Here is a 26908-nt window from a genome sequence, read left to right on the forward strand (position 1 = left end):
CCAACGCCAAGGGGTGCGAGGCAGGCCAGGTTACCGGCCGGCGTCGTCGAGAGAGTGAGACGAGACCATGACCAAGGCCGCGAGCGGAGATTCGAAGAGCACGCTCTACTGCTCTTTCTGCGGCAAGAGCCAGCACGAGGTCCGCAAGCTGATCGCGGGCCCGACGGTGTTCATCTGCGATGAATGCGTCGAGCTGTGCATGGACATCATCCGCGAGGAGCACAAGATCTCCTTCGTCAAGTCGAAGGACGGCGTGCCCACGCCCAAGGAGATCCGCGAGGTCCTCGACGACTACGTGATCGGCCAGGACCACGCCAAGAAGGTCCTCTCGGTCGCGGTCCACAACCACTACAAGCGCCTGAACCACGCGACGAAGAACAACGATGTCGAGCTGGGCAAGGCCAACATCCTGCTGATCGGCCCGACCGGCACCGGCAAGACGCTGCTGGCCCAGACGCTGGCGCGGATCATCGACGTGCCGTTCACCGTGGCCGACGCCACGACCCTGACCGAGGCCGGCTACGTCGGCGAGGACGTCGAGAACATCATCCTGAAGCTGCTGCAGGCGGCCGACTACAACGTCGAGCGGGCCCAGCGCGGCATCGTCTACATCGACGAGGTCGACAAGATCAGCCGCAAGTCGGACAATCCCTCGATCACCCGCGACGTGTCGGGCGAGGGCGTCCAGCAGGCGCTGCTGAAGATCATGGAGGGCACCGTCGCCTCCGTGCCGCCGCAGGGCGGTCGCAAGCATCCGCAGCAGGAGTTCTTGCAGGTCGACACGACGAACATCCTGTTCATCTGCGGCGGCGCCTTCGCCGGCCTCGAGAAGATCATCTCGGCGCGCGGCCAGGGCACCTCGGTGGGCTTCGGCGCCAAGGTGGCCGACCCGGACGAGCGCCGCACGGGCGAGATCTTCCGCCAGGTGGAGCCGGACGACCTGCTGCGCTTCGGCCTGATCCCGGAGTTCATCGGCCGCCTGCCGGTCATCGCGACGCTGGACGACCTGGACGAGAAGGCCCTGGTGAAGATCCTCACCGAGCCGAAGAACGCCTTCGTGAAGCAGTACGTCCGCCTCTTCGAGATGGAGAACGTGGGCCTGACCTTCACCGAGGACGCGCTGATGGCCGTCGCCCGCAAGGCGATCCAGCGCAAGACCGGCGCGCGCGGCCTGCGCTCGATCCTGGAAGGCGTCCTGCTCGACACCATGTACGAGTTGCCGACCTACGATGGCGTGGAAGAGGTGGTGGTCAACGCCGAGGTCATCGAGGGCCGGGCGCAGCCGCTGATCATCTACGCCGAACGGCGCGACAAGGGCGGCGCGGCCTAACCGGCGCCCGACCCGGAGAATCGAGGCCCCGCGGGCGACCGCGGGGCCTTCGTCGTGAGCGCGCGGCCCTCCTCGCCGCCGTGCTCGCGGCCCTGACCGTTGACCGGGCTCAAGGCGGGGCCCCCGGACGGCGCTAGGCTGCGATCCTCGATGGTCCGGAGGTCCCCCATGATCCCAGTCGGTCCGCAAAGCTTGCCCGGGGCTTCCCGTCATCCCATCTGAGACGGGTGTCCGGGGTGCAACCTTGCGCGGCGCCGGCGTTTCCCACCACTCAAGCTGACCGATGGATGGCGATGAGGCGGTGTGTCGCGCACAGGTGTTGCGGCGCTTGAACAACCCGCGAAACCGTCCACATAAAACACCGAACAACCGCCGTGGTCCGGCGGACGGGTCGTCCGACTCAGGCGCATCGTCTGAGTGAACTGCGATCCGGCAGGTCAGGTCCGATCCGAACGGGCCGGCCAGGAGTTGAAGCATCATGTCCGAGATTAAGATCCTCCCCATCCTGCCGCTGCGCGACATCGTGGTCTTCCCGCACCAGCCGGTGCCGCTGTTCGTGGGCCGCGAGAAGTCCGTGCGCGCGCTCGAGGAGGCCATGCGTGCGGAGGGCAAGCAGATCCTGCTCGCCACCCAGAAGGACAAGGACGACGACGATCCGGCGCCCGAGGCCATCTATGACGTGGGCGTGGTCGCCACCATCCTGCAGCTCCTGAAGCTGCCCGACGGCACCGTGAAGGTGCTGGTCGAGGGCAAGGCGCGCGCGGGCGTCGTCCGGTTCACCGACCAGGCCGACTACTACGAGGCCGAGATCGCCTACGTGCAGGAGGACGGCGCGGGTTCGCCCGAGGCCGAGGCCCTGAGCCGCGCGGTGATCGAGCAGTTCGAGAACTACGTCAAACTCAACAAGAAGGTCCCGCCGGAAGCCCTGGCGGCCATTCCACAGATCGACAACCCGTCCGAGCTGGCGGACCGCATCGCCGGCCACCTGTCGGTGAAGATCGCCGAGAAGCAGCAGCTTCTGGAGGTCTTCAACGTCGTGAAGCGGCTGGAGAAGGTCTACGCCCTGATGGAGGGCGAGATTTCGGTCATGCAGACCGAGAAGAAGATCCGCAACCGCGTGAAGCGTCAGATGGAGAAGACGCAGCGCGAGTACTATCTGAACGAGCAGATGAAGGCGATCCAGCGCGAGCTGGGCGAGCAGGACGACCAACGCGACGAGCTCATGGAGCTCGAGAAGCGGATCAAGAAGACCAAGCTGTCGAAGGAAGCCCGCGCCAAGGCTGAGGCGGAGCTGAAGAAGCTGCGCAACATGAGCCCGATGTCGGCGGAGTCGACGGTCGTCCGGAACTACCTGGACTGGCTGCTGTCGATCCCCTGGGGCAAGGGCAAGCAGAAGCCCATCGACCTGCAGCGCGCCGAGGACATCCTCAACGAGGACCACTACGGCCTGGAGAAGGTCAAGGAGCGGATCCTGGAGTACCTGGCGGTGCAGAGCCGCGTGGGCACCCTGAAAGGCCCGATCCTGTGCCTCGTCGGCCCCCCCGGCGTCGGCAAGACCTCGCTGGGCAAGTCGATCGCCAAGGCCACCAGCCGTGAATTCGTGCGGGTGTCCCTGGGCGGGGTGCGTGACGAGGCCGAGATCCGCGGCCACCGGCGGACCTACATCGGCTCCATGCCCGGCAAGATCATCCAGTCGATGAAGAAGGCGAAGACCACCAACGCGTTCTTCCTGCTGGACGAGATCGACAAGATGGGCGCGGACTGGCGCGGCGACCCGTCGTCGGCCCTGCTCGAGGTGCTCGACCCGGCGCAGAACTCGACCTTCGCCGACCACTACCTGGAGGTCGACTACGACCTGTCGCCGGTGATGTTCGTCACCACGGCGAACTCGCTCAACATGCCCCAGCCCCTTCTGGACCGCATGGAGATCATCCGCATCCCCGGCTACACCGAGGACGAGAAGGTCGAGATCGCCAAGCGGCACATCCTGCCGAAGCTCGCCAAGGACCACGGCCTGAAGCCGGAGGAGTTCGTGGTGCCCGAGGAGACCATCCGCGACCTGATCCGCTACTACACGCGGGAAGCCGGCGTCCGGAGCCTCGAGCGCGAGTTGGGCAACCTGGCGCGCAAGACCGTGCGCGACCTGGGCCGCGAAAAGGTCCTGTCGATCACCGTCGACCAGGAGCGGCTGGCCAAGTACGCGGGCGTCAAGAAGTACCGCTACGGCGAGACCGACAAGGAAGATCAGGTCGGCATCATCACCGGCCTGGCCTACACCGAGTTCGGCGGCGACATCCTGACCATCGAGGCGGTCAAGATGCCCGGCAAGGGCCGCATGTCCATCACGGGCAACCTGAAGGACGTGATGAAGGAGTCGATCCAGGCCGCGAACAGCTACGTCCGCAGCCGCGCCACGAAATTCGGCATCGAGCCGCCGATCTTCGAGCGGACCGACGTCCACATCCATGTGCCGGACGGTGCGACGCCCAAGGACGGCCCCTCGGCGGGCGCCGCCATGGCCACCGCCATCGTCTCCGTCCTGACCGGCATCCCGATCCGGGCTGACATCGCCATGACCGGCGAGGTCACGCTGCGGGGCCGGGTGACGGCCATCGGCGGCCTGAAGGAGAAGCTGCTCGCGGCGCTCCGTTCGGGCGTGAAGACGGTGCTGATCCCGGAAGAGAACGAGAAGGACCTCGCCGACATCCCGGAGAACGTGAAGGCGGCGCTGGAGATCATCCCGGTCTCGACCATGGACGAGGTGCTGGCCAAAGCGCTCATCCGCCAGCCGACGCCGATCGAATGGGAAGAGCCCGCCGTGGTCGACGTCACGCCGGACGAGTCCGACGCCGAGGCGATGATCACCCACTGACCATCCGCCGCATCGGCGATCACAATCTGAGGAAACGGGGCGGCGCGGGAGGAATCCCGCGCCGCTCTCGTTTGACGGCCAAGCCAGGACGCGCGTTAATGCCCGCGGGGTTGGGGATACGCCTCAAAGAGGGCTCCCCCGGGACAAGAAGAACGATGGCTGGGAGAAGACGCATATGACCAAGGCCGAACTGGTCTCGGAGATCGCCGACAAGGCAGGCTTGAACAAGGCCCAGGCCAAGGACGCGCTGGACGCCTTCATCGCATCGGTCTCGACGTCCCTCAAGGCGGGTAGGGAAGTCCGCCTCGTCGGCTTCGGCAGCTTCGTGCCGGTCAAGCGCGCCGCGGGGATGGCGCGCAATCCGCGCACCGGCGAGAAGGTGAAGCGGCCCGCGTCGCACACCTGTCGCTTCCGGGTGGGCGAGGGCCTGAAGAGCACCCTCAACAGCTGACGCTCGGTCGAAGATCGGCAGGGCGGCCGCCGATCGGGGCCGCCTTTTTCATTTGGCGCATGGGTCCGTTTCGGGCTAGGAGCGCCGCCATCCACGGGGAGTAGCCGTCCGCGCGACAGCGGAGCCCGCGTCAACAGACTTGCCCCACCGGGCATGGCGCAGGCGGCGGACCGTTCAGGTCCGGATTGGCGAGACCGGCGATGCGGCTTCCGGCGCGGGCGCGGCGGGAGCCATCCGCATCGTCGTGTCTTAGCCGCGCCCCAAGAGAGTCCGACCTTGGAAGCCCTGCTCATTTCCGCCGGCGTCGTGGCGATCGCCGAGATCGGCGACAAGACCCAGCTCCTGGCGCTCATCCTGGCCGCCCGGTTCCGCAAGCCCGTCCCGATCATCCTCGGCATCCTGGCCGCCACGCTCCTGAACCACGCCTTCGCGGCGGGGCTGGGCTTCGTGGTCGCCCGCTATCTGAGCGGGCCCATGTTCCAGATCCTGGTCGGCGTAGGGTTCATCGGCATGGCGCTGTGGGCGCTCATTCCCGACAAGGAGGACGACGATGCGCTGGCCAAGACCCATGGCGGCATCTTCCTGACCACCCTCGTGGCCTTCTTCCTGGTCGAGATCGGCGACAAGACACAGATCGCCACGACCTTGCTCGCCGCGCGTTTCCAGGAGGTCCTGCTGGTCACCGCCGGCACCACGCTCGGCATGATGGTCGCCAATGTCCCAGCGGTCCTGATGGGGGAGGCGGCGGTCAAGGTCGTGCCGTTGAAGTACGTCCGCATCGGCGCGGCCGCCCTCTTCGCCATCATCGGTGCGTGGGTCCTGCTGGCGGTCCTGCTCGGCTCGCGCTAGGCCTAACGACTCCTGGGGGAGGAAAGCATGACCGCAACCGCCGTCCGCAAGGACGACAAGGCCTTCCTGGGCCATCCGAAGGCCCTCGGCTACCTGGCGTTCTCCGAGGCCTGGGAGCGCTTCTCGTACTACGGGATGCAGTCGCTCCTGGTGCTCTACATGGTGAAGCAACTGCTGCTCTCGCCGCACGTGGAAGCCATCGCCGGCTTCGAGGCTTTCCGGGCCGTGATCGGGAGCATCTACGGCCTGCCGGCCGACGCCTCCACCCAGGCTGTCGCCTCGACGATCTTCGGGCTCTACACCAGCCTCGTCTACCTCACGCCCATCGTCGGCGGCTTCATAGCCGACCGGATCCTGGGCCGGACGCGCACCATCGTCGTGGGGGCGATCCTGATGTCGGCCGGTCACTTCCTGATGGCCTTCGACGCCTCGTTCCTGCTGGCGCTGCTGTGCCTGGTGCTGGGCACAGGCTGTTTCAAGGGCAACATCGCGGGACAGGTCGGCGGCCTCTACGCCGAGGGCGACCTCCGCCGGGCCGACGCCTTCCAGATCTTCTACCTGGGCATCAACGCGGGGGTCATCGCCGCCCCGCTGATCGCCGGGACCCTGGGCGAGGGCGTCGGCTGGCACTACGGCTTCGGCGCGGCCGGCGTGGGCATGCTGATCGCGCTCGCCATCTATCTCGTCGGCCGTCGCCACCTGCCGCCCGACCCGCCGCTGCGGCGGACGGACAGGGCCGAGCGCCCGAAGCTCTCGGCCCACGACTGGCGGACCGTGATCGTCCTGGTCGCCCTCATCCCGGTGCTGGCCTCGTCGGTTCTGGTGAACCAGCAGATCTTCAACGCCTATCTGGTCTGGGCCGACCGCAGCGTCGACATGACCTTCTTCGGGACCAAGCTGCCGACCACGTGGCTCATCACCCTCGACAGCATCGTCTCGGTTTCGTTCCTGGCCGGGATGGTGGTCTTCTGGCGCGTCTGGGCGAAGCGCTTCAAGGAGCCCGACGAGATCGGCAAGCTGACGGTCGGGGCCTTCATCTCGGTGCTGGGCGCACTGTCTTTGGCCGCCGGCGCGGCGGTCGCGGCCGCCACCGGGACCCAGGTGAGCCTGTGGTGGCTGATCGCCTTCGAGATCTTCAACAGCGCGGCCTTCGCCAACATGCTGCCGGTGTCGCTGGCGCTCTACGCGCGGGCCTCGCCGCCGGCCGTCGTCGGCACCATGATCGGCGTCTATTACCTGCACCTGGTGATCGGCAACCAGACCGTGGGCGTCCTGGGAACGCTGCTGGAGAAGATGTCGGCCACCCACTTCTGGCTGATGCACGCCGGGATCGCGGCGGGTGCGGCGGTGGTCTTCCTGGTGGTCGGCCGCTTCTTCGCCCGGCTGCTGAGCCACGAGGCGGTTGGACGCGGCGGCCCGGCGCACTAGAAGCAGGCGAAGGGGCGGCTAGCTCAGCTGGTTAGAGCATCTCGTTTACACCGAGAGGGTCGGGGGTTCGAATCCCTCGCCGCCCACCAGCCTTCGCGCCGTCCCCGGCGCTTCGGCTCGGCAAGCCAGCGGAGACGCATGCTTTATCGCCCCCTCGGCCGCACCGGACTGATCGTCTCCGAGCTGGGCTTCGGCTGCGCGAGCTGGTGGGGCAAGCCCGCGTTCGACGAGCGGCAGGCGATGGGGCTGGTTCATGCCGCGCTCGACATGGGCTTCACGTTCTTCGACACGGGCGCCAGCTATTCGGCGGGCGAGGCCGAGCCCCGGCTGGGCCGGGCGCTGAAGGGGCGGGACGTCTCGGGCCTGGTGATCGCCACCAAGGCCGGCACCTATCACGCGGGCGGTGGGCGGATCGCGCGCGACTTCTCGCCGGCCGCGGTCACGGCCAGCGCCGAGCGCAGCCTGGCGAACCTGGGTCTGGATCGGATCGACCTCCTGCAGCTCCACGGACCGGCTGTGGCCGAGCTGACCGACGAGCTTCGCCAAGCGCTCGCGGACCTGAAGCGGCGGGGCTTGGTGAGGGCGCTGGGCGTCAACAGCTTCGATCCGGCGGTGATCGACCATGTCGTGGGCCTGCCCGACTTCGACGTGGTCATGGTCGACTACAACGTCCTGCGGCCCGAGCGGGAGCCGCTGATCGCCCGGGCCGCCGCGGCCGGGAAGGGCGTCCTGGCCGGCATGGCCCTGGCCATGGGGCACACCCGGCCGCTGCTGTCGCGCCTTCGGGGACCCCAGGACCTCTGGTACGCCGCCCGCGCCGTCGTCCGGCACCGAGACGAACTCAGGCGGGGCGCGCGGTTCCGGTTCCTGCACGCGCAGGAGGACGTCACCGGCGCCCAGGCCGCGCTCGCCCACGTCCTCGCCAACCCCGACGTCTCGTGCGCCGTCTTCGGCGCCACGCGGCTGAAGCACCTGGCGGAGAACGCCCACGCCTCGGGCCTGGCCCTGCGGCCAGAACTGGCGGCGAGGATTCTCGCGGCCCAGGGTCGCGCCTGACGTGAGGAAAGGACTTCCGCTGCCCGGCGGCGGGAGTCATCCTGCCTCCAGAACAACGATAAGTCTGGGTAGGAAACCATGGCCGACGCGCGCGCGGACCTCGACGAAATCCTCAAGGACGCCCACCTGCCGGCGCTGATGGCGGCCCTGGTCCACATGACGGGCGACACCGGCTGGATCCGGGCCGAATGGGCGCCGACCTACAACCCCTTCGAGCGCACCGACATCGGCCTCTCCGAGGAGGTCCAGGCCCGGATCAAGCAGGAGGCCAAGGCGGCCATCCAGGCGCACCTCGACGGCAGGCCGGTGCAGCTCCGCGAGCCGGACGCCGGGACGCTCCGGCGGATGATCGACTTCGTGGCCGGCGCGCCGATCCCCGAAGGCTACGCCGACTTCCTGACCGACGAACTGGCCCTGGCGGGCAAGTCCAGCAAGGACCCCCAGTTCGACCAGCCGCGCCTGAAGGAGGCCGCCCGCAAGCTGAACGTCCTCGTCATCGGGGCGGGCATGTCGGGGCTGCTCACCGGCATCCGCCTGTCGCAGGCCGGCGTGCCGTTCGAGATCGTCGACAAGAACCCCGACGTCGGCGGCACCTGGTTCGAGAACACCTATCCCGGCTGCCGGGTGGACAACTCGAACCACATGTACAGCTACTCCTTCGAGCCCAACCACTTCTGGCCGCAGCACTTCTCCACCCAGCCGGTGCTGCTGAGCTATTTCCAGGGCATCGCCGACAAGTACGGCCTTCGGAAGCACATCCGCTTCGAGACCACCGTCGAGAGTCTGGCCTGGGACGAGGGCAGGGCGGTCTGGCGGATCGAGCTGCGCGGCAAGGACGGCAGGCGGGAGACCGTCGAGGCCAGGGCGGTCGTCACCGCGGTTGGCCAGCTCAACCGGCCCAAGATGCCCGAGATCGAGGGCATGGAAACCTTCTCGGGTCCCGCCTTCCACTCCGCCGAGTGGCGCCACGACGTGGACCTGAGGGGCAAGCGGGTCGCCGTCATCGGCACCGGCGCCTCGGCCTATCAGTTCGTGCCCGAGATCGCGCCGCAGGTTGGGGCGCTGAAGGTGTTCCAGCGCACGCCGCCGTGGGGCCTGCCGGCCTCGCACTACCACGAGGACGTGCCCGAGGGCATGAAGTGGCTGCTGGAGCACGTGCCGTTCTACGACAAGTGGTACCGGTTCTGGCTGTTCTGGATGGTCACCGACGGCTTCCTGCCGATGGTGAAGGCGGACCCCGCCTGGACCGGCCCGCCGCAGGCGGTGGGCCCCGACAACGCCATGCTGCGCGAACTGTGCGTGCAGTCGATCACGGCCCAGGTTGGCGACCGCCCCGACCTGTTGGCCAAGGTGATCCCGGACTACCCGATCGGCGGCAAGCGGGCGGTGCTGGACAACGGCGTCTGGCTGGCCGCCCTGAAGCGCCCGAACGTCGAGCTCGTCACCGACCAGATCGCCCGCATCACCCCGAAGGGCGTCGTCACCGCCGACGGGACCGAGCACGAGGTCGACGTCATCATCTACGGCACGGGCTTCCAGGCCTCGAACTTCCTGTCGACGCTGAAGGTGAAGGGCCGGGGCGGGCGCGACCTCCACGAGGCCTGGGGCGGCGACGCCCGCGCCTATCTCGGGATCACGGTCCCGGGCTTCCCGAACTTCTTCATCCTCTATGGGCCCAACACCAACATCGTGGTCAATGGCTCGATCATCTTCTTCTCCGAGTGCGCGGTGCGCTACGTGGTGGGATGCCTGCGGCTGCTGGCCGAGACCGGGGCCCGGGCGCTGGAGCCCAGGCGGGAGGTGCACGACGCCTTCAACGCCAAGGTAGACGAGGCCAACAAGGGCTGGGCCTGGGGCTCGCCGCACGTGTCGAGCTGGTACAAGAACGCTCTCGGCCGGGTCAGTCAGAACTGGCCCTTCGGCCTCATCGACTACTGGCGCGCCACGCTGGCTCCCAACCCGGATGACTACGTGCTGGAGCGGGCGCCGGAAACGGTGGCCTGAGCCTGAGCGTTGGGAGGGTCATGCGCCCGCTCCTGATCCTTTCCGCCCTCGCGGTGACCGCCTGCCAGCCGAAGGAAGAGGGCGCGCCAGCCTTGCCGCCGAAGGTCCCGGCGGCGCCCCGCGAAACGAGAGTCGTCGGCTACGCCTGCGAGGATGGGAAGCCTGTCCAGGCCAGGTACGTGGGCCAGGATTCGGCGACGCTGGTCTTTGACGGCAAGACCTACAGCCTGCGGCGCGCGATCAGCGCCAGCGGCGCCCGCTACACCGGCGACGGCCTCCAGTGGTGGTCGAAGGGCGACGACGGGCTTCGCGCGCCGCTAGCGCCCGGCGAGGAGATCGCCAGCGCCAAGCCTGTGACATGCTGGTCGGGCGAACCGCCGCCGGTGGAGCCGCCCGCGCCCGGAACGCCCGGCGGCCTGCCCGACGACCGCACGCCCGTCTCCGAAGGGCCGTTCACGCCGGAGAGCGCCCAGGGCGCGGCCAATGTGGTGCAGACCTTCTACGCCCACCTCTCGACGGGAAGGACGGCCGAGGCGGCCAGGCTCATGCACAACGCCACGCCGCCCGACGTGACCCGCTTTTCCAGCTACAATGCTCAGGTCGGCGCGCCCGGCCGGATCGAGGGCGCGGCCGGATCGCTGTTCGTCGAGGTTCCGGTGGTGGTTTACGGCCGGCTCAAGTCGGGCCAGGAGGTTCACCAGTCGGGCAAGGCCGTGCTGCGCCGGGTGAACGATGTGCCGGGGTCCACACCCGAACAGCGGCAATGGCGCATCGAGCGGATCGAGCTGGCGTCCTGAGGTGCTGTTGGCCGGGAGCGGCCGGTAGGATTAAGGTTGCAGCATGGAATCCGAAACGCCGAAGCTCCAACCGAAGCCCGTGACCTGGATCGGCCCGAAGGCGGTGCATCCCGCCCGCATGGCCCTTTCGGCCGAGGAGGTCGAGGCCCGGCGCTCGCCGAATCCCGGCCCGCTGGAGGCCATGTTTTACGAGGGCGCGGGCCGAGGCGTCACCAAGTGGACCCACTATCTGCCGATCTACGACCGCGTGTTCGCGCCCTGGCGCGGGCGGCCGGTGCGCATGCTGGAGATCGGCGTCTTCCAGGGCGGGTCGCTCGACCTTTGGCGGCGCTACTTCGGGCCGGACGCGGTCCTGTTCGGCGTCGACATCGAACCTGCCTGCGCGGGGCGGGTCACCCCGCCCAACCAGGTCCGCATCGGCTCCCAGGACGACGCGGCCTTCCTCCATTCCGTCGTGGACGAGATGGGCGGCCTGGACATCGTTCTGGACGACGGTTCGCACATCGGCCGCCACCAGTGGGCGTCCTTCCGGGCGCTATGGCCGCGCCTGGAGGCCGGCGGCATGTACCTGATCGAGGACCTCCATTCCTCGTACTGGCCGGGACTGGAGGGCGGCATTGGCCGGCCGGACACCGGGATCGGTCTCGCCAAGGCCCTGATCGACGACATGCACGGCTGGTATCACGGCCACGAGGAGGTGGTCGCCGCCCGTGAGGAGATCGGCGGCATCGAGATCGCCGATTCGATCCTCATCGCGCATAAGGTTGCGCCCAAGCCCTTCCCCGGACGGGCGCTCGCCGGAACCTGGCCTAAGGCCGCCGCGGGTTCTGGTTAGGGGGAGGGGAGACGCCGCCACGTCCAGAAGGACTGAAGTGGCGCGAGTGACGGGGCTCGAACCCGCGACCTCCGGCGTGACAGGCCGGCGCTCTAACCAACTGAGCTACACCCGCAAAGCCCTTCGGCGTCGCGAAGGCGGCCCTCATAGGGGGGCGCCGGAATCGTGTCAACGGGAGAGTGCCGGCGCGAGGAATTTGATCTGTTGATGGGCGTCTCTTTGCGAGCGTTTCGCAAGTGCGATGGGCCGTTTGAAACGCCGGGACGGGTGGTCTAGAAGGGCGCCCGACTCCTCCCGAGGACTCCATGAACGCGTTCCTTCTCGAGTACCTGCCCATCGTGATCTTCCTGGGGATCGCGGCGGCGCTAGGTATCGCCTTCATCCTGGCCGCGGCCATCTTCGCCCCGAAGGCGCCGGATCCGGAAAAGCTGTCCTCGTACGAGTGCGGCTTCAACGCCTTCGACGACGCCCGGATGAAGTTCGACGTCCGGTTCTACCTGGTGTCGATCCTCTTCATCATCTTCGACCTGGAAGTGGCCTTCCTGTTCCCCTGGGCGGTGACGCTGATGAAGCTCCCGACCGAGGTGGCCCAGTTCGCCTTCTGGTCGATGATGACCTTCCTGGGCGTGCTCACGGTGGGCTTCATCTACGAATGGAAGAAAGGCGCCCTGGAATGGGAGTGATCGTTCCCGCGGGCTCCGCCGGTCGCACGACTGTCGAAGGCTATGACCCCAAGCTGCACGACCCGTACTTCGACGGCGTCTCGCAGCGCCTGGCGGACAAGGGCTTCGTCACGGCCGCCGCCGACGACCTGATCACCTGGGCCCGCACGGGCTCCTTGATGTGGATGACCTTCGGTCTCGCCTGCTGTGCGGTCGAGATGATGCAGGCGTCCATGCCGCGCTACGACCTGGAGCGCTACGGCTTCGCCCCGCGCGCCAGTCCGCGCCAGTCGGACGTGATGATCGTGGCCGGCACCCTGGTGAACAAGATGGCTCCGGCCCTGCGCAAGGTCTACGACCAGATGCCCGAGCCGCGGTACGTCATCTCGATGGGAAGCTGCGCCAACGGCGGCGGCTACTACTACTTCAGCTACTCGACCGTCCGGGGCTGCGATCGCGTCGTGCCGGTGGACGTGTACGTGCCGGGCTGCCCGCCCACGGCCGAAGCCCTGGTGTACGGCGTGCTGCAGCTCCAGAAGAAGATCCGCCGCACGGGGACGATCGTCCGATGAGCTGGCCCGCCACCCGTTCCGAACTGGAGGCCCTGGGCCAGGAGCTCGTCGCCAACGGCGCCGGCCTGTTCGGCGGCTATGAGGTCGCCTTCGGCGAACTCTCGCTGACGGCCCCGGCGGGCCGCATCGTCGAGGCCCTGACCTTCCTGCGCGACACCCAGGGCTTCCAGCAGCTCACCGAGCTGTGCGGCGTGGACTATCCCGAGCGCGAGCGCCGCTTCGACGTGGTCTACCAGCTCCTTTCGTTCACGAAGAACCGCCGCCTCCGGGTGAAGGTGCAGACCGACGAGGACACGCCGGTTCCGTCCGTGACGGGCGTCTATCCGAACGCTGACTGGTACGAGCGCGAGGCGTTCGACATGTACGGCGTCTTCTTCGACGGCCACCCCGACCTTCGCCGGATCCTCACCGACTACGGCTTCCACGGCCACCCGCTGCGGAAGGACTTCCCGATGACCGGCTATGTCGAGGTGCGCTACGACGACGAGCTGAAGCGGGTGGTCTACGAGCCCGTGAAGTCGGTGGAATGGCGCAACTGGGACTTCCTCTCGCCGTGGGAGGGCATGGAGCGCGGCTTCTCGCCCGTCCTGCCGGGCGACGAGAAGGGTGAGGAGGCCAAGTCTTGACCGGCCAGACCGCGCCTGCGGCGCCCGACGGCGCCGGGCACCTGCCCGAGACGCAGGTCCGCAAGTTCAACATCAACTTCGGCCCGCAGCACCCTGCGGCCCACGGCGTTCTGCGCCTGGTCCTGGAGCTGGACGGCGAGGTGGTCGAGCGGGTCGACCCGCACATCGGCCTCCTGCACCGCGGCACCGAGAAGCTGATGGAAGCCCGGCCCTACGCCCAGACGATCCCCTACATGGACCGCCTGGACTACGTGGCCCCGATGAACCAGGAGCACGCCTATGTGCTCGCCATCGAGAAGCTGCTGGGGGTCGAGGAAGTCCCCGTCCGGGCCCAGCTGATCCGAGTGCTCTACTCGGAAATCGGACGCATCCTGAACCACCTGCTCAACGTCACCACCCAGGCCATGGACGTGGGGGCGCTCACCCCGCCGCTGTGGGGGTTCGAGGAGCGCGAGAAGCTGATGGTGTTCTACGAGCGGGCCTCGGGGGCCCGTCTGCACGCCAACTACTTCCGCGTCGGCGGCGTCCGCCAGGACCTGCCGCCCGAGCTGGTGCAGGACATCTCGGACTGGTGCGACGCCTTCCCGAAGGTGCTCGACGACATCGAGGGCCTGATCACCGACAACCGCATCTTCAAGCAGCGCAACGTCGACATCGGCGTGGTGTCGAAGGACGAGGCTATCGCCTGGGGCTTTTCGGGCGTGATGGTGCGCGGCTCGGGCATCCCGTGGGACCTGCGCCGGTCGCAGCCCTACGAGTGCTACAACGAGCTGGAGTTCGACGTCCCGCTCGGCGTCAACGGCGACTGCTATGATCGCTACCTCTGCCGCATGCAGGAGATGCGGGAGTCCACCAAGATCATGAAACAGTGCTGCGAGCGCCTGATGAAGACGCCGGGCCTGGTTCTCGTGGACGACCACAAGATCTCCCCGCCGCGGCGGGGAGAGATGAAGCGCTCGATGGAGGCGCTCATCCACCACTTCAAGCTCTACACCGAGGGCTACCGGACGCCGCCCGGCGACGTGTACGCCGCGGTCGAGGCCCCCAAGGGCGAGTTCGGCGTCTATCTGGTCAGCGACGGCACCAACCGGCCGTACCGCTGCAAGATCCGCGCGCCGGGCTACCCGCACCTGCAGGCGATGGACTGGATGAACCGCGGCCACATGCTGGCCGATGTGTCCGCCATCCTGGGCTCGCTGGACATCGTGTTCGGGGAGATCGACCGGTGAACGCGGCCGCCACCCTTTCGCCGGCGCAGGTCGTGCAGGGCCAGCTCGACGCCTACAACGCCCAGGACCTGGACGCCTTCTGCGCCTTCTACGCCGACGACGCGGTGCTGGGTTCATACAATGGTTCGGTGGCGACCGAGGGCCTGGCGGCCATCCGCGAGCGCCACGCCCAGCTGTTCGCCGAGTTCCCGCGGAACACGGCCGAGCTCAAGCACCGGATCGTGATCGGGTCGAACGTCATCGACCACGAGTTCGTCACCCGTTCGCCCGGCGGCGAGACGTTCCACGTCGCCGCCATCTACACCCTCGCCGGCGGCAAGATCGCCCGCGTCGACTTCGTGAAGTGAGGCCCGCGTGAGTGTCCGCAGACTGAGCCCGGACCAGCCCGAAAGCTTCGCCTTCAGCGCAGAGACGCTGAAGAAGGCCAAGGCGTGGATCGCCAACTTCCCGCCCGGCAAGCAGCAGTCGGCCGTGGTGCCGATCCTGTGGCTGGTCCAGAAACAGGAAGGCTGGGTCTCCGAGCCCGCGATCCGCGCGGTGGCCGAGCTGCTCGGCATGCCGGTGATCCGGGTGCTTGAGGTCGTGACCTTCTACACCATGTTCATGCTGGAGCCGGTGGGCACGCACGCCCTGGTCCAGGTCTGCGGCACGACGCCGTGCCAGAGCCGGGGGGCCGAGGCGCTCATGGCCGTGTGCAAGAAGCGGATCGGACCCCAGAACCACCGCTCGGCCGACGGCAAGTTCTACTGGCAGGAAGTCGAGTGCATGGGGGCCTGCGCCAACGCGCCGATGGCCGCCATCAACGACTATTACTACGAGGACCTCACGCCCGAGGCCCTGGAGAAGCTGCTCGACGACTTCGCTGCGGGCAAGAAGCCGAAGCCGGGCTCGGCCATCGGCCGCCAGGGTTCGGCGCCCGAGGGCGGGCCGCTGACGCTCACCGACCCGTCGCTGTACGACGGCTCGCGCGCCAAGAAGATCAAGATCCCGAACCTGCCCTCGAAGGAGAAGGCGTGATGGCCGGCCTCCTCGCCGACAAGGACCGCATCTTCACCAACCTCTACGGCCTGCACGACTGGGGCCTGGAGGGGGCGAAGAAGCGCGGCGCGTGGAACGGAACGAAGGACATCCTCGCCCAGACGCCCGAGTGGATCTGCGACCAGATCAAGGCCTCTGGCCTGCGCGGCCGGGGCGGGGCGGGCTTCCCCACCGGGCTGAAGTGGACCTTCATGCCCAAGCAGGAAAGCGAGCGGCCGCACTACCTGGTGGTCAACGCCGACGAGTCCGAGCCGGGCGCGTGCAAGGACCGCGACATCCTGCGCAACGACCCGCACCTGCTGATCGAGGGCTGCCTGATCGCCTGCCGGGCGATCCGGGCGCGCACGGCCTACATCTTCATCCGCGGCGAGTACGTGCACGAGCGCGAGCGCCTGACGGCGGCCATCCAGCAGGCCTATGACGCCAAGCTGATCGGGCCGGGCAACGTGAACGGCTGGGACTGCGACATCCGCATCCAGCACGGCGGCGGGGCCTACATCTGCGGCGACGAGACCGCGCTGATGGAGAGCCTGGAGGGCAAGAAGGGTCAGCCGCGCCTGAAGCCCCCGTTCCCGGCCGGCGCCGGCATCTGGGGCGCGCCCACCACCATCAACAACGTCGAGTCCATCGCGGTCGTCGGCACCATCCTGCGCCGGGGCGCCGAGTGGTTCGCGGGCTTCGGCACCGAGAAGTCCACGGGAACCAAGCTGTTCGCGGCCTCGGGCCACGTGAACAAGCCCTGCGTGGTCGAGGACGCGGTCGGCATCCCGGTGAGACAGCTCATCGAGGAGCACTTCGGCGGCGTGCGCGGCGGCTGGGGCAACCTGAAGGCGGTCATCCCGGGCGGCATCTCGGTGCGCATGATCCCGGCCCACGAGGCCGAGGAAGCCCTGATGACCTACGAGGACCTTCAGGCCCGCGGCTCGGGCCTGGGCACCGGCACCATGATCGTCTTCGACAAGGACGCCGACCTCGTGAAGGCTATCGCCCGGGCCAGCTACTTCTACAAGCACGAGAGCTGCGGCCAGTGCACGCCGTGCCGCGAAGGCACCGGCTGGATGTGGCGGATCATGGAGCGGATGGTCACTGGCGAGGCCGAGATGTCCGAGATCGACCTGCTGCTGGACGTCGCCAGCCAGGTCGAGGGCCACACGATCTGCGGCCTGGGCGATGCGGCCGCCTGGCCGATCCAGGGCCTCTTCCGCCACTTCCGCCACGAGGTGGAGGAGCGGATCAACAATTACCGCGCGCGCAAGGGCTCCTACGCCGGCGCATCCATCGCGGCGGAGTAACCGGGCATGCCTACCTGCAAGGTCGATGGGGTCGAGGTCGAGTTCGAGCCGGGGATGAACGTCCTCCAGGTCTGCGAACTGGCCGGCAAGGAGATCCCGCGCTTCTGCTACCACGAGCGCCTGAGCATCGCCGGCAACTGCCGCATGTGCCTGGTCGAGGTGAAGCCCGGCCCGCCGAAGCCGCAGGCGTCGTGCGCGCTGCCGGCCGCCGAGGGCCAGGAGATCTTCACCGACACGCCGATGGTGAAGAAGGCCCGCCACGGGGTGATGGAGTTCCTGCTCATCAACCACCCGCTGGACTGCCCGATCTGTGACCAGGGCGGCGAGTGCGACCTGCAGGACCAGGCCATGGGCTATGGCCGCGACGATTCCCGCTACCAGGAGAACAAGCGGGCCGTCGAAGAGAAGTACATGGGTCCGCTCATCAAGACGGTGATGACCCGCTGCATCCAGTGCACCCGCTGCGTGCGCTTCATCACGGAAGTGGCCGGCGTTCCCGACATCGGTCTCATCTCCCGCGGCGAAGACGTTGAAATCACGACGTATCTCGACAAGGCGGTGGGGTCTGAACTGTCCGCCAACGTCATCGACCTGTGCCCGGTCGGCGCGCTGACCCACAAGCCGTGGGCCTTCAACTACCGCCCCTGGGAGCTGAAGAAGACCGAGAGCGTCGACGTGATGGACGCCCTGGGCTCGGCGATCCGCGTCGACAGCCGCGGCCCCGCGGTGCTGCGCGTGCTGCCGCGCATCAACGACGAGATCAACGAGGAGTGGATCTCGGACAAGACCCGCTACGCCATCGACGGCCTGTCCCGCCAGCGCCTCGATCGGCCCTACATCCGCGAGAACGGCAAGCTGCGCGCCGCCGCCTGGGGCGAGGCCCTGGACCTGGTGGCCTCCAGGCTCAAGGCCGCCAGTCCGGACCGGGTGGGGGTGATCGCCGGCGACCTGCAGGACGCGGAGTCCATGAAGGCCGCCCTCGACCTGTTCGGCGGCCTGGGCGTGAAGAGCCTGGACTGCCGCCAGGACGGCATGGTGCTGGGCGAGGGCGCCCGGGAGAGCTGGCTGTTCAACTCGACCCTCGCCGGGATCGAAGAGGCCGACGTCGTCCTGCTGGTCGGCTCCAACCCACGCATCGAGGCGCCCGTGCTGAACGCGCGCCTGCGCAAGCGCTGGCTGGCCGGCGCGCTGCGGGTAGGCGTGATCGGCGAGGCCGCCGACCTGACCTACCAGTACGACTACCTGGGCGCGGGCCCGGCCTCGCTGACGGGCCTCGCCAAGTCGAAGAGCGACTTTGTCAAGGCGCTCAAGGACGCCAAGAACCCGGCGATCATCGTCGGCGCGGGCGCCCTGGGCCGCGCCGACAGCGCCGCCGTCCTCCAGGCCGCCGCCCAGGTCGCCAAGACCTTCGGCATGGGCTGGAACGTGCTGCACACGGCGGCTTCCCGCGTAGGCGGCCTCGACATGGGCTTCGTTCCCGCCGCCGGCGGCAAGACGGCCCGTGAGCTCGTCCAGAAGGGCGGTGCCGAGGTGCTGTTCCTGCTGGGCGCCGACGAGATCGACCTCGGCAAGTCCGACGCCTTCGTCGTCTACCTGGGCACGCATGGCGACGCGGGCGCGCACCGCGCCGATGTCATCCTGCCGGGCGCGGCCTACACCGAGAAGAACGGCATCTACGTGAACACCGAGGGCCGCGTGCAGCTCGGTTTCCGCGCCGTCTTCCCGAAGGGCGAGGCCAAGGAGGACTGGGCGATCCTGCGGGCGCTGTCCGAACGCCTGGGCGCCAAGCTGCCCTACGACAACCTGGACCAGCTCCGGGCCAGGCTGTTCGCCGATCATCCGACCTTCGGGCGCATCGACTACGTCCCCGAGGCGCCGGCGGCCGTGGATTTCGCCGCCCTCGGAAAGAAGGGCGAGGTCTCTGACGACCCGTTCTGGAGCGGCGTGAAGAACTTCTACCTGACCAACCCCATCGCCCGCGCCAGCGTGACGATGGCCGAATGCGCCGCGCTCGCGGCCGGCGCCACGAAGATCGCGGCGGAGTAGGGCATGGAGCCGGCCACCAATTCGTTCTGGGCCACGCCGGGCGGCTGGACCCTCCTCACCGCGGGCCAGATCCTGGCCGTGATGATCTGGATCCTGCTGTCGCTGGCCTTCCTGCTGCTGGCCGACCGCAAGATTTGGGCGGGTGTGCAGATGCGAAAAGGGCCGAACGTCGTCGGTCCCTTCGGCCTGCTGCAGTCGTTCGCCGACTTCCTGAAGTTCGTGCTGAAGGAGATCGTGATCCCTTCCGGCGCGGACAAGGCCGTGTTCATCCTGGCGCCGCTGATCTCGTTCACCCTGGCCTTCGTCGCCTGGGCCGTGGTGCCGCTGGCCCCGGGCTGGGTGGTGGCCGACATCAACGTCGGCATCCTCTACCTGTTCGCGATCAGCTCGCTGGGCGTCTACGGCATCATCATGGGCGGCTGGGCGTCCAACTCGAAGTACCCGTTCCTGGGATCGCTGCGTTCGGCGGCCCAGATGGTGTCCTACGAGGTCTCGCTGGGCTTCATCATCATCACGGTGATCGTGCTGGCGGGCACCATGAACCTGCAGCAGATCGTCGAGAGCCAGCAGGGCGGCTTCTGGAACTGGTACGCCTTCGGCGGGCCGGGCGGGCTGGCCAAGCTGCCTCTGCTCCTCATCATGTTCCCGATGGCGGTCGTGTTCTTCATTTCGGCTCTGGCCGAGACCAACCGCCCGCCCTTCGACCTTCCCGAGGCCGAGTCCGAGCTCGTGGCCGGCTACCAGGTCGAGTACTCCTCGACCCCGTACCTGCTGTTCATGATCGGCGAGTATTCGAACATCGTGCTCATGTGCGCGATGATCACGGTGCTGTTCTTCGGCGGGTGGACGGCGCCGTTCCCCACCGAGTTCACCGCGGCCTGGAATCCCACGGCGGCCAGCTTCTTCGGCTTCATGTGGTTCTTCCTGAAGGTCATCTTCTTCTTCTTCCTGTTCGCGATGGCGAAGGCGATCGTGCCTCGCTACCGCTACGACCAGCTCATGCGGCTGGGGTGGAAGGTGTTCCTGCCGTTCTCGCTCGTCGCCGTGGCCCTGGTGGCCGGCTGGCGGCTGTTCGGGCCGATGGCGGCGGCATGAGAATCCTGGCGGCCATTCTCCTGGCCTTGACCTTGGGCGCCTGCGCGGCGGCCCAGCGGGACGGGGGACTGGCCACCTACGACGCCCTTCGCGCCGCGCAGACGGACTGCGCGGCCAAGGGCGGGACGCTGAAGCTCAAGAGCGGCGGGAATTCCCGGTACGTGGAAGACTTCGCCTGCGAGAGGAAGTGACGAGATGATCAACCGGATCGGCCAGGCGGCGAGGGGAGCGGCGCTGCTCGACTTCGCGGGCGCGTTCGGCCTGGCCATGAAGCACATGATGCGGCCGAAGAAGACCGTGCAGTACCCCCATGAGCGCAATCCGCAGAGCCCGCGCTTCCGGGGCGAACACGCGCTGCGCCGCTATCCCAACGGGGAAGAGCGCTGCATCGCCTGCAAGCTGTGCGAGGCGGTGTGCCCGGCCCAGGCCATCACCATCGAGGCCGAGCCGCGCGCCGACGGCAGCCGCCGGACGACCCGCTACGACATCGACATGGTCAAGTGCATCTACTGCGGCCTGTGCCAGGAGGCCTGCCCGGTGGACGCCATCGTGGAAGGCCCGAACCTGGAGTTCGCCACCGAGACCCGCGAGGAGCTCTACTACGACAAGGAGCGCCTGCTGGATAACGGCGACCGCTGGGAGCGGGAGATCGCGAAGAATCTGGAACTGGACGCGCCGTACCGTTAAACCCCCGGCGCGATTCAGCCGCCGTTTCACGCGTGATTTGAGGGACGAAAAGAGAGCCCGATGGCCCTGCAGGCGATCGCATTCTACCTGATGGCGGCCGTGACCGTCGCAGCCGGCTTCGGCGTCGTCTCGGCGCGGAATCCGGTCCACTCCGTGCTGTGGCTGATCCTGGCCTTCTTCTCGGCCGCGGGCCTCTTCGTCCTGATGGGCGCGGAGTTCCTGGCGATGCTGCTGGTGGTGGTCTATGTCGGCGCCGTCGCGGTGCTCTTCCTGTTCGTGGTGATGATGCTGGACGTGGACTTCACCGCGCTCCGGCAGGGCTTCGCCCGCTACATGCCGCTCGGCCTGCTGATCGCGGGCATCCTGGCCGTCGAGATGGTCGTCGTCTCCTCGACCGTCGCGACGCAGGGCGCGGCCAAGGGCGGCGACGTTCCGATGGCTTCGGGCGCTGGGGCGGACGTCACCAACGCCGAGGCGATCGGGCGGGTGCTCTACACCGACTACGTCTATTTCTTCCAGGCGGCGGGCCTGGTGCTGCTGGTGGCCATGATCGGCGCCATCGTGCTCACCCTGCGCCACAAGCCGGGCGTGAAGCGCCAGGTGATCGCCGACCAGGTTCTGCGCTCGCCGAAGACCGGCATGCGCGTCGTCTCCCTCAAGCCGGGTGAAGGGGTCGAGCAATGACCATCGGCCTCGCGCACTACCTCGCGGTCGCCGCGATCCTGTTCACGATCGGGGTCTTCGGCATCTTCGTGAACCGCAAGAACATCATCGTCATCCTGATGTCGATCGAGCTGATCCTGCTCGCGGTGAACATCAACCTGGTGGCGTTCTCGGTCTACCTGGGGAACGTGGTGGGGCAGATCTTCGCCATGTTCGTGCTCACCGTCGCGGCCGCCGAGGCCGCCGTGGGCCTGGCCATCCTGGTCACCTTCTTCCGTAACCGCGGCGATATCGCCGTGGACGACGCTTCGATGATGAAGGGCTGACGCGCCTCATGGATCCGAAAGTCCTTGTCTCGATCATCCTGTTCGGGCCCCTTCTGGGCGCGATCACGGCCGGCCTGTTCGGCCGCCGGATCGGGAACATCCCGTCCCAGGCGGTCACCACCGGCCTGCTGTTCCTGTCCTGCGCGCTGTCGTGGGTGGTGTTCGGCCAATGGACGTGGGGCGGCCTGGAGCCCTTCACCGTCACCTACGCGCCGTTCATCCACGTGGGCGACTTCGTCTCGAACTGGTCGTTCCGCCTGGACGGCCTGTCGGCGGTGATGCTGGTCGTCGTGACGAGCGTCTCGGCGCTCGTGCACCTCTATTCCTGGGGCTACATGGCCGAGGACGACAGCCGGCCGCGCTTCTTCGCGTACCTGTCGCTGTTCACCTTCGCCATGCTGAGCCTGATCAGCGCCGCGGACTTCATGCAGCTTTTCTTCGGCTGGGAAGGCGTGGGCCTGGCGAGCTACCTGCTGATCGGCTTCTGGTTCAAGAAGCCCTCCGCCAACGCCGCCTCGATCAAGGCCTTCGTGGTCAACCGGGTGGGCGACTTCGGCTTCGCGCTCGGCATCATGACGGTATTCTGGGCCTTCGGGACCATCCAGTTCGCCGAACTCTTCCCGATGATCGCCGACAACACCGGCCGCACCTGGGAGTTCGCCGGCGGCTCGTTCCGCCTGATCGACCTGGCCTGTTCGCTGCTGTTCGTCGGCGCCATGGGCAAGTCGGCCCAGTTCTTCCTGCACACCTGGCTGCCCGACGCCATGGAAGGCCCGACCCCGGTGTCGGCCCTGATCCACGCGGCCACCATGGTGACGGCCGGCGTCTACATGGTCTGCCTGCTGTCGCCGATGTTCGAGTACGCCCCTGTGGCCAAGAACATCGTCACCGTCATCGGCGCGGTCACGGCCCTGTTCGCCGCGACCGTCGGTCTGACCCAGAACGACATCAAGCGGGTGATCGCCTATTCGACCTGCTCGCAGCTCGGCTACATGTTCTTCGCCGCGGGCGTGGGCGCCTACCAGGCGGCCATGTTCCACCTCTTCACCCACGCCTTCTTCAAGGCCCTGCTGTTCCTGGGCGCCGGCTCGGTGATCCACGGCATGGCCCACGAGCAGGACATGCGCCGCTATGGCGGCCTGGTGAAGTACCTGCCGGTGACCTACGCGGCCATGACCATCGGCACGATCGCCATCACCGGCCTGGGCATTCCGGGCGTGGAGCTGGGCTTCGCCGGCTTCTACTCGAAGGACGCCATCATCCACGCCGCCTACGAGGCCGGCGGGGCGGGCCATCCGATGGGCTACTTCGCCTTCGTGATCGGCGTCTTCGTGGCCGGCCTGACGGCGTTCTATTCCTGGCGCCTGGCGTTCTTCACCTTCAACGGCCGCGCCCGCTGGACCAGCGAAGACCTGGAGCATCACTGGCACAACCGCGATCACGCGGACGGCCATGACGACCACGCCACCCACGCCCAGATCGAGACGCATGAAGAGCCGCTGGCGGACGATCATGCTCACGGCCACGGTCATGGCCCGGCCCTGCCGCACGAGAGCCCCTGGACCATGCGCCTGCCGCTGATCCTGCTGTCGATCGGCGCCATCGCGGCGGGCTTCGCCTTCCACCACCAGTTCATAGGCGAGCACAACGCCGAGTTCTGGAAGGGCGCGGTGTTCAACCTGCCGGCCGAGCACGCGGCCGAGGGCGGCCACCATGCGCCGACCTGGGTGATCTGGGCCCCGCTCGTGGCGTCGGTCGTGGGCCTGCTGGTCGCGGCCTACGTCTATCTCGCGAAGGAAGGGCTGGGCGCGCGCCTCGCCGCCCGCGGCGGGCCGCTCTACACCTTCTTCTACAACAAGTGGTTCTTCGACGAGCTCTACGACTTCGTCTTCGTCCGCGGGGCCCGGTTCCTGGGCGACCTGTTCTGGAAGGGCGGGGACCAGAAGCTCATCGACGGCCTGGGTCCCGACGGCGTCTCGGCGCTGTCGGTCCAGGTGGGCAAGGGCGCCGGACGCCTGCAGTCCGGCTACGTCTACCACTATGCCTTCGTCATGCTGCTCGGCGTCGCGGGTCTCCTGACCTACGCCCTGTGGGCCTGGAACGCCTGAGGGGGATAACGACCATGCCGCTTCTCTCCCTCATCACCTACGCGCCCCTGGTCGGCGTCGCCGGCATCCTGGCGCTGCGCTTCCTGGGCAGGCCGGACGACGCCAAGGTCGTCTCGGCCACCAAGTGGATCGCGCTCGTCGCCACGCTGGCCACCTTCGCGCTCTCGGTGCTGCTGGTCGTCCAGTTCGACCCGGCCAACCCTGGCTTCCAGTTCGTGGAAGAGGCCCCGTGGTTCGCGACCCTGAACTACCGGATGGGCGTGGACGGGATCTCGGTCCTGTTCGTCCTGCTGACCGCCTTCCTCATGCCGCTCTGCATCGCCGCCTCGTGGACCTCCATCGAGAAGCGGGTGCCGGAGTACATGATCGCCTTCCTGGTCCTCGAGACCCTGGTGATCGGCGTGTTCTGCGCGCTGGACCTCGTGCTGTTCTACATCTTCTTCGAGTTCGGCCTGGTCCCGATGTTCCTGATCATCGGCATCTGGGGCGGGGCGCGCCGGGTGTACGCGGCCTTCAAGTTCTTCCTCTACACACTGCTGGGCTCGGTGCTCATGCTGGCGGCCATCCTGTTCATGATCGGCTCGACCGGCACCAGTTCGATCCCCGAACTGATGCAGTACGACTTCCCGGCCGGCGTGCAGACCTGGCTGTGGCTGGCCTTCTTCGCCTCGTTCGCGGTGAAGATGCCGATGTGGCCGGTGCACACCTGGCTTCCCGACGCCCACGTCGAGGCGCCCACGGCGGGCTCGGTGATCCTGGCCGGCATCCTCTTGAAGATGGGCGGCTACGGCTTCATGCGCTTCAGCCTGCCGATGTTCCCGGACGCCTCGCAGATGTTCGCGCCGCTGGTGTTCGCGCTGTCGGTGATCGCCATCGTCTACACCTCGCTGGTCGCCTTCCGGCAGACCGACATGAAGAAGCTGATCGCCTATTCGTCGGTGGCGCACATGGGCTTCGTGACCATGGGCATCTTCTCGGGCAACGCCACCGGCGAGCAGGGCGCGCTGTTCCAGATGATCTCCCACGGGGTGATCTCGGGCGCGCTCTTCCTCTGCGTGGGCGTCGTCTACGACCGGATGCACACCCGGGAAATCGCCTTCTACGGCGGCGTGGTGAACCGCATGCCCTGGTACGCGGCCGTGTTCATGCTCTTCACCATGGGCAACGTGGGCCTGCCGGGCACCTCGGGCTTCGTGGGCGAGATCTTGACCATGACCGGGACCTACCAGGCCTCGACCTGGACCGCGCTCTTCGCGGCCAGCGGCGTGATCCTGTCGGCCATGTACGCGCTGACGCTGTATCGCCGGGTGATCTTCGGCGAGCTCGTCAACCCGAAGCTGGCGACCATCACCGACCTCGACTGGCGCGAGGCGGCGATCTTCGTCCCGCTGATCGCGTCCACCCTGTACCTGGGCGTCCAGCCCAACTCCGTCTTCGACCTGACCGCGGCCTCGGTGGACCAGCTCGTGTCCGCCTACCAGGCGGCCGTCGGCGGGTGAGGGGCCTCTAGATGAACTTCGCAGCCGACCTCTCGCTCGCGTTCCCCGAGCTCATCCTGGCCGCCGGCGCGCTCGCGCTGCTGGTGGTCGGGGCCTTCGCGCCGCGCGCCACCGCCGCGGTGAGCGCCGCCGCCGTCGTGGCCCTGCTGGGCGCCGCCGTCGCGGCCGCGACCCAGCCGTTCGGCGTGGCCTTCGGCGGCGGCCTGATCGCCGACGCCGCCGCCGCCTTCTCGAAGGTGGCGATCTACGCGGCCTCGGCCGTGGCCATCCCGCTGGGCCAGCCCTGGTTCGAACGCCGGGGCGTGCGGAACTTCGAATACCCGGTGCTGATCCTGCTGGCCGCGCTCGGCATGGGCATGATGGCGTCCTCGGGCGATCTCATTTCGCTCTACGTGGGCGTCGAGCTGCACTCGCTCGCGCTCTACGTCATGGCCGCCATGCACCGCGACAACGCCAAGGCCTCGGAAGCGGGCCTGAAGTACTTCGTGCTGGGCGCGCTGTCCTCGGGCCTGCTGCTCTATGGCGCCAGCCTGATCTACGGCTTCGCCGGCTCGACGCTCTTCACGGACATCGCCGCCTCGGTGCAGGGCGGCGCCAACACGGGCATCCTGTTCGGCCTGGTGTTCCTGATTTGCGGCCTGGCGTTCAAGGTCTCGGCCGCTCCGTTCCACATGTGGACGCCCGACGTCTACGAGGGCGCGCCGACCCCGGTCGTGGCCTTCTTCGCCGCCGCGCCGAAGCTGGCCGCCATGGTGCTGTTCGCCCGCGCGCTGGCCGAGGCCTTTCCCGGCGCCACCGCGCAGTGGCAGCAGGTGATCGTCGCCATCGCCCTGATCTCGATCGCCGTCGGCGCCTTCGCGGGCCTCGTGCAGCGCAACCTGAAGCGCCTGTGGGCCTATTCCTCGATCGCCAACGTCGGCTATGCGCTGCTCGGCCTGTCGGCTGGCACCCAGGAAGGCGTCCAGTCGATGCTGGTCTTCATGGTGCTCTACATGATCGACGTGACCGGCTTCTTCGCCTGCCTGGCCGCGCTGTCGCGCCAGGGCCGGCCGATGGAGACCATCGACGACATGGCGGGCCTCATCAAGGAACAGCCCGGCATCGCGCTGGCCATGACCGCGTTCTCGCTGTCCGCGCTCGGCCTGCCGCCGTTCTCGGGCTTCTGGGCCAAGGTGGTCGTGTTCCAGGCGGCGTTGGACGCCGGCCTCTGGGGCCCGGCGGTCGCCGGCCTCGTGGGCTCGGTCGTGGCGGCCTTCTATTACCTGCGCCTGATCAAGGCGATGTGGTTCGACGCCAGCCCCGGCGCCACCGACAAGGCGCCGTTCGAGGCGCGCGGCACGGCCATCGCGCTCGGCCTGTTCTCGTTCCCGGTCGTGCTCGTGGCGCTGACGTGGATCTATCCCGCCGCCGGCGTCGCGGCCCGCGCCTTCGGGCTGTCGTAGG

At 67.9% G+C, this 26908-nt stretch carries 25 protein-coding genes, 2 tRNA genes and 1 riboswitch; of the genes, 26 read left to right on the forward strand and 1 reads right to left on the reverse strand.

Features of this window, described 5'->3' with window-relative positions; genetic code table 11:
- Positions 1 to 67 precede the first annotated feature (67 nt).
- The 10 genes from clpX to ACK4TT_RS12065 all read left to right on the forward strand — a co-directional run bounded on the left by clpX (position 68) and on the right by ACK4TT_RS12065 (position 11622).
- Complete coding sequence (clpX, locus tag ACK4TT_RS12020) at positions 68 to 1330, forward strand: ATP-dependent Clp protease ATP-binding subunit ClpX (RefSeq protein WP_409637177.1); 1263 nt, start codon at positions 68 to 70, stop codon at positions 1328 to 1330.
- 478 nt (positions 1331 to 1808) lie between these two features.
- Complete coding sequence (lon, locus tag ACK4TT_RS12025; RefSeq protein ID WP_409637180.1) at positions 1809 to 4202, forward strand: endopeptidase La; 2394 nt, start codon at positions 1809 to 1811, stop codon at positions 4200 to 4202.
- Between the two features lie 175 nt (positions 4203 to 4377).
- Positions 4378 to 4653, forward strand: a complete 276-nt coding sequence (locus tag ACK4TT_RS12030) for an HU family DNA-binding protein (protein ID WP_409637183.1) — start codon at positions 4378 to 4380, stop codon at positions 4651 to 4653.
- A gap of 83 nt (positions 4654 to 4736) precedes the next feature.
- Positions 4737 to 4828: riboswitch (yybP-ykoY riboswitch) on the forward strand.
- A 101-nt stretch (positions 4829 to 4929) separates the two neighbouring features.
- Positions 4930 to 5502 carry a TMEM165/GDT1 family protein gene (locus ACK4TT_RS12035; RefSeq protein WP_409637186.1) on the forward strand — a complete coding sequence of 191 codons (573 nt, stop codon included), beginning with the start codon at positions 4930 to 4932 and terminating at the stop codon, positions 5500 to 5502.
- Positions 5503 to 5529: 27 nt separating this feature from the next.
- Entirely contained in the window at positions 5530 to 6930 is a 1401-nt protein-coding gene (locus ACK4TT_RS12040) for a peptide MFS transporter (RefSeq protein WP_409637189.1), read from the forward strand.
- Between the two features lie 12 nt (positions 6931 to 6942).
- A tRNA-Val gene (locus ACK4TT_RS12045) sits at positions 6943 to 7019 on the forward strand.
- A gap of 49 nt (positions 7020 to 7068) precedes the next feature.
- Positions 7069 to 7986 carry an aldo/keto reductase gene (locus tag ACK4TT_RS12050; protein WP_409637192.1) on the forward strand — a complete coding sequence of 306 codons (918 nt, stop codon included), beginning with the start codon at positions 7069 to 7071 and terminating at the stop codon, positions 7984 to 7986.
- A 78-nt stretch (positions 7987 to 8064) separates the two neighbouring features.
- Positions 8065 to 9990, forward strand: coding sequence for an NAD(P)-binding domain-containing protein (locus ACK4TT_RS12055; protein WP_409637195.1), 1926 nt, complete (start codon positions 8065 to 8067; stop codon positions 9988 to 9990).
- A gap of 20 nt (positions 9991 to 10010) precedes the next feature.
- The gene (locus ACK4TT_RS12060) at positions 10011 to 10787 is read left to right on the forward strand and encodes an MliC family protein (RefSeq protein ID WP_409637197.1); all 777 of its coding nucleotides are present in this window, start codon (positions 10011 to 10013) and stop codon (positions 10785 to 10787) included.
- Between the two features lie 43 nt (positions 10788 to 10830).
- Positions 10831 to 11622: a class I SAM-dependent methyltransferase gene (locus ACK4TT_RS12065; RefSeq protein ID WP_409637200.1), complete on the forward strand. Its 792-nt coding sequence runs from the start codon at positions 10831 to 10833 to the stop codon at positions 11620 to 11622.
- A gap of 38 nt (positions 11623 to 11660) precedes the next feature.
- Here ACK4TT_RS12065 and ACK4TT_RS12070 read toward each other — a convergent pair.
- Positions 11661 to 11737: transfer RNA gene (locus ACK4TT_RS12070), tRNA-Asp, on the reverse strand.
- Between the two features lie 190 nt (positions 11738 to 11927).
- Here ACK4TT_RS12070 and ACK4TT_RS12075 point away from each other — a divergent pair.
- From ACK4TT_RS12075 to nuoN, 16 genes are read left to right on the forward strand one after another with little or no spacing between them, the layout of a single operon-like run.
- Positions 11928 to 12305 carry an NADH-quinone oxidoreductase subunit A gene (locus tag ACK4TT_RS12075; RefSeq protein WP_409637202.1) on the forward strand — a complete coding sequence of 126 codons (378 nt, stop codon included), beginning with the start codon at positions 11928 to 11930 and terminating at the stop codon, positions 12303 to 12305.
- Complete coding sequence (locus tag ACK4TT_RS12080) at positions 12275 to 12856, forward strand: NuoB/complex I 20 kDa subunit family protein (protein WP_409637205.1); 582 nt, start codon at positions 12275 to 12277, stop codon at positions 12854 to 12856. The genes ACK4TT_RS12075 and ACK4TT_RS12080 overlap by 31 nt, the downstream gene beginning before the upstream one ends.
- Positions 12853 to 13482 (forward strand): NADH-quinone oxidoreductase subunit C, encoded by a 630-nt coding sequence (locus tag ACK4TT_RS12085; RefSeq protein WP_409637208.1) that lies wholly within the window; start codon positions 12853 to 12855, stop codon positions 13480 to 13482. Before ACK4TT_RS12080 ends, ACK4TT_RS12085 begins: the two co-directional genes overlap by 4 nt.
- On the forward strand, positions 13479 to 14711 hold the full coding sequence (locus tag ACK4TT_RS12090; protein WP_409637210.1) for an NADH-quinone oxidoreductase subunit D: 1233 nt from the start codon (positions 13479 to 13481) through the stop codon (positions 14709 to 14711). Before ACK4TT_RS12085 ends, ACK4TT_RS12090 begins: the two co-directional genes overlap by 4 nt.
- The gene (locus ACK4TT_RS12095; protein ID WP_410213046.1) at positions 14708 to 15058 is read left to right on the forward strand and encodes a nuclear transport factor 2 family protein; all 351 of its coding nucleotides are present in this window, start codon (positions 14708 to 14710) and stop codon (positions 15056 to 15058) included. Before ACK4TT_RS12090 ends, ACK4TT_RS12095 begins: the two co-directional genes overlap by 4 nt.
- A 7-nt stretch (positions 15059 to 15065) precedes the next feature.
- A complete protein-coding gene (gene nuoE, locus ACK4TT_RS12100; RefSeq protein ID WP_409637215.1) occupies positions 15066 to 15728 on the forward strand; it encodes an NADH-quinone oxidoreductase subunit NuoE in 663 nt (220 codons plus the stop codon).
- Positions 15728 to 17041, forward strand: coding sequence for an NADH-quinone oxidoreductase subunit NuoF (gene nuoF / locus ACK4TT_RS12105; RefSeq protein WP_409637218.1), 1314 nt, complete (start codon positions 15728 to 15730; stop codon positions 17039 to 17041). Before nuoE ends, nuoF begins: the two co-directional genes overlap by 1 nt.
- Positions 17042 to 17047: 6 nt before the next feature.
- Positions 17048 to 19087 carry an NADH-quinone oxidoreductase subunit NuoG gene (gene nuoG / locus ACK4TT_RS12110; RefSeq protein ID WP_409637221.1) on the forward strand — a complete coding sequence of 680 codons (2040 nt, stop codon included), beginning with the start codon at positions 17048 to 17050 and terminating at the stop codon, positions 19085 to 19087.
- Between the two features lie 3 nt (positions 19088 to 19090).
- Positions 19091 to 20182, forward strand: coding sequence for an NADH-quinone oxidoreductase subunit NuoH (gene nuoH, locus ACK4TT_RS12115; protein ID WP_409637224.1), 1092 nt, complete (start codon positions 19091 to 19093; stop codon positions 20180 to 20182).
- On the forward strand, positions 20179 to 20373 hold the full coding sequence (locus tag ACK4TT_RS12120; protein ID WP_409637227.1) for a hypothetical protein: 195 nt from the start codon (positions 20179 to 20181) through the stop codon (positions 20371 to 20373). The genes nuoH and ACK4TT_RS12120 overlap by 4 nt, the downstream gene beginning before the upstream one ends.
- 4 nt (positions 20374 to 20377) lie before the next feature.
- Complete coding sequence (gene nuoI / locus ACK4TT_RS12125) at positions 20378 to 20869, forward strand: NADH-quinone oxidoreductase subunit NuoI (protein WP_409637229.1); 492 nt, start codon at positions 20378 to 20380, stop codon at positions 20867 to 20869.
- 60 nt (positions 20870 to 20929) lie between these two features.
- Complete coding sequence (locus ACK4TT_RS12130; protein ID WP_409637351.1) at positions 20930 to 21553, forward strand: NADH-quinone oxidoreductase subunit J; 624 nt, start codon at positions 20930 to 20932, stop codon at positions 21551 to 21553.
- Complete coding sequence (nuoK, locus tag ACK4TT_RS12135) at positions 21550 to 21858, forward strand: NADH-quinone oxidoreductase subunit NuoK (RefSeq protein ID WP_409637232.1); 309 nt, start codon at positions 21550 to 21552, stop codon at positions 21856 to 21858. The genes ACK4TT_RS12130 and nuoK overlap by 4 nt, the downstream gene beginning before the upstream one ends.
- An 8-nt stretch (positions 21859 to 21866) precedes the next feature.
- A complete protein-coding gene (gene nuoL / locus ACK4TT_RS12140) occupies positions 21867 to 23966 on the forward strand; it encodes an NADH-quinone oxidoreductase subunit L (protein ID WP_410213047.1) in 2100 nt (699 codons plus the stop codon).
- A gap of 14 nt (positions 23967 to 23980) precedes the next feature.
- On the forward strand, positions 23981 to 25465 hold the full coding sequence (locus tag ACK4TT_RS12145) for an NADH-quinone oxidoreductase subunit M (RefSeq protein ID WP_409637238.1): 1485 nt from the start codon (positions 23981 to 23983) through the stop codon (positions 25463 to 25465).
- 11 nt (positions 25466 to 25476) lie between these two features.
- Positions 25477 to 26907 (forward strand): NADH-quinone oxidoreductase subunit NuoN, encoded by a 1431-nt coding sequence (gene nuoN / locus ACK4TT_RS12150; RefSeq protein ID WP_410213048.1) that lies wholly within the window; start codon positions 25477 to 25479, stop codon positions 26905 to 26907.
- Position 26908 lies beyond the last annotated feature (1 nt).

Origin of the sequence: Phenylobacterium sp., from assembly GCF_046463815.1 — a bacterium.
Lineage (GTDB): Bacteria > Pseudomonadota > Alphaproteobacteria > Caulobacterales > Caulobacteraceae > Phenylobacterium.